The sequence below is a fragment of the Gordonia jinhuaensis genome (genome assembly GCF_014639795.1).
In the GTDB taxonomy this organism is placed as follows: domain Bacteria; phylum Actinomycetota; class Actinomycetes; order Mycobacteriales; family Mycobacteriaceae; genus Gordonia_B; species Gordonia_B jinhuaensis.
Genome location: NZ_BMGC01000085.1, coordinates 1 through 2,065, shown reverse-complemented (window position 1 = coordinate 2,065; position 2,065 = coordinate 1). Strand labels below are relative to the sequence as shown.

Here is a 2,065-nt window from a genome sequence, read left to right as displayed (position 1 = left end):
GTGTACCGATGGAACCCTGAGCAAGTCCCATTCTGTCACTCAGACAGGGCATTTCGTCTATCCCTCATCCCCCGGACAGGTACAAATCGGTGGATCGAGGCTTAATACGGCTATGGCTGCGGCATGATCGAGTCCAGCAGCACAGCTAATGAGGTCGCACGCCGCTGCTAGCGCCTCAGGCACATCGAATCCCACGGTTAGAGCGCTGCGGTAGTCGCGCAGTTCGATGCGGTATCGGGTATTGCGCGGATTGTTAACGACCTTGAGCGATCCGCTCGTTTTGAGTAATGCCACTTTCAGTGCTCGCCAGCTAGGGCTTGCAGAGCTGCGATTAGCTGCGGACTGTCCCCGATTGCGAGACTGATACCGTGCATGCCCGATTGACTGACCACGACTCGCTCAACGATCCCGTTGGGTTCTCGTAGGCTGGCGAAGCGTTTAACGGCTAGGCGTATTGGCGGTATTTCGAGGCCACGCGAGTTAATTGTGTGCTGCAATGGTCATTCTCCTAAGGATTCTGCTAGGTCGACCAGGTGGTCGGATAGAATTGTTAAACTGTCTATCGGTACTGCTATGCGCTGGTTGTGGTGTTCGATCACTAGCGTTTTGCGACTAGTTCGACTTTGCCGGATTGTGCGCATAGTTAGTTCGCGCACGTCTTTGACGACAATCAATCTTCAGTCCTTGCTGGTTTGGTGCAGTGTTTTTGCCCTCTGATTGCCACGCTAAGCGACTTTTACCGCAGTATCGTCTACCAGTGGCTAGTTTTTGCTAGCTGGCGTTAGAATCCGTTTCACGTGCGCGCCATTCGCGGGAAGTTGATTTCAGGGCATCACTGTAAAGCGGCTTCGGTTCGACTTCCGACGCGTACAGGTCACGTTCTGTGCCGTAACCGATTGCCCAAGCATCACGCCGATCTTCGTAAGCCGCCTTAGCCTGTTCGTGCAGTTCTAGAGCTTCGGCGACAAACGATCCGTAACGCTGTTTAGGTGGGAGCGGTAGCCCTCGTCTGCGTCTGCGCTGGTAGTGCTTCCAACACAATCGACGGGCACTTGCTTGATTATCACATGGGGATTCGACGCAAATGGTCAATGATTCCTCCGTGCAGCACACGATTGTCTGGTGCAGTAGTGCTTATTGATTGAGAGGCCCGGTCACCGGGAGCACAGCCGAGGCAGAACGATAAGGAGAACTGCCGTTTAGCGTGCATCGACCGGGGACCGAACCCACCCCGAGCCGCCACCAGATAGGGAGCAGCAGCCGGAGATTTACCGGCATCCGTGCAGGTCGGAGCAGAACCTACACGGTGCCGGAGTCCTAAGTGTTGGTGAGTCGATCAACCTCAGATTGCGGGATAAACCATCCGCGTCCAATCCGCTTGCCTCGGATTTCACCGGACCGAATTAGACTGATTGCGGTTGGCCTGGTGATCGGTACCATTTCGAGCAGCTTGCTAAGCTTCACTAGACCGTTGCTAGCGTCATTTTTGCGGGAAGTGTTTGTGCTTGACATTTCACCTCCCGATTGTGGTCTTTAGGGTCGCATCCATTTTGCGATCTGTATACATTGATCATATCTGCAAGCTTGCAGAGACCTCGGTCTTAACGAAACGTTGCAGTATTTACGAAATCTAGTGTCCCCGCTTAAACTATTCACGCGTGAATAATTCTCGGCAAGGGTCATGTACCTACTCGCGGCTGGCTGTGACCCCTCGAAGTTTTCTTCCAGCCACGGCAACCACTCGCCATGCTTGACAAGGATTTTAACTGTGATCAACACTTTACCAGGCTCGGTAACATCTGATTTCGATAGAACTCTCCCTAGAGGAGATAGCCCTAACAGAAAACTGTTTAGCGTCTCCGACGCCCGACTAGCATCTCAGGTGATTGAATCGCGCTATCCCAAACCAATCGCTTACCTTGGGACGGCCTGAGGGGAATGCCGGGAGGTCTTGCAGGTAAACCGGCTCTTCGAACTTGAGCGGGCAATGCCTGGTCAGCGGGCTGGCGTGTCGATGACGTGAGACGCCCCTGGTCTCCGGAAATCTGGATGTTGCGACACATTC

The 2,065-nt window shown here is 53.8% G+C and carries 2 protein-coding genes; both read right to left on the bottom strand.

Annotation, left to right across the window (positions count from 1 at the left end):
• Positions 1 to 1,317 precede the first annotated feature (1,317 nt).
• Complete coding sequence (locus IEW22_RS20655) at positions 1,318 to 1,440, bottom strand: helix-turn-helix domain-containing protein (protein ID WP_373284266.1); 123 nt, start codon at positions 1,438 to 1,440, stop codon at positions 1,318 to 1,320.
• A gap of 93 nt (positions 1,441 to 1,533) precedes the next feature.
• Complete coding sequence (locus tag IEW22_RS20650) at positions 1,534 to 1,842, bottom strand: DUF3102 domain-containing protein (RefSeq protein WP_373284265.1); 309 nt, start codon at positions 1,840 to 1,842, stop codon at positions 1,534 to 1,536.
• Between the last annotated feature and the right edge of the window lie 223 nt (positions 1,843 to 2,065).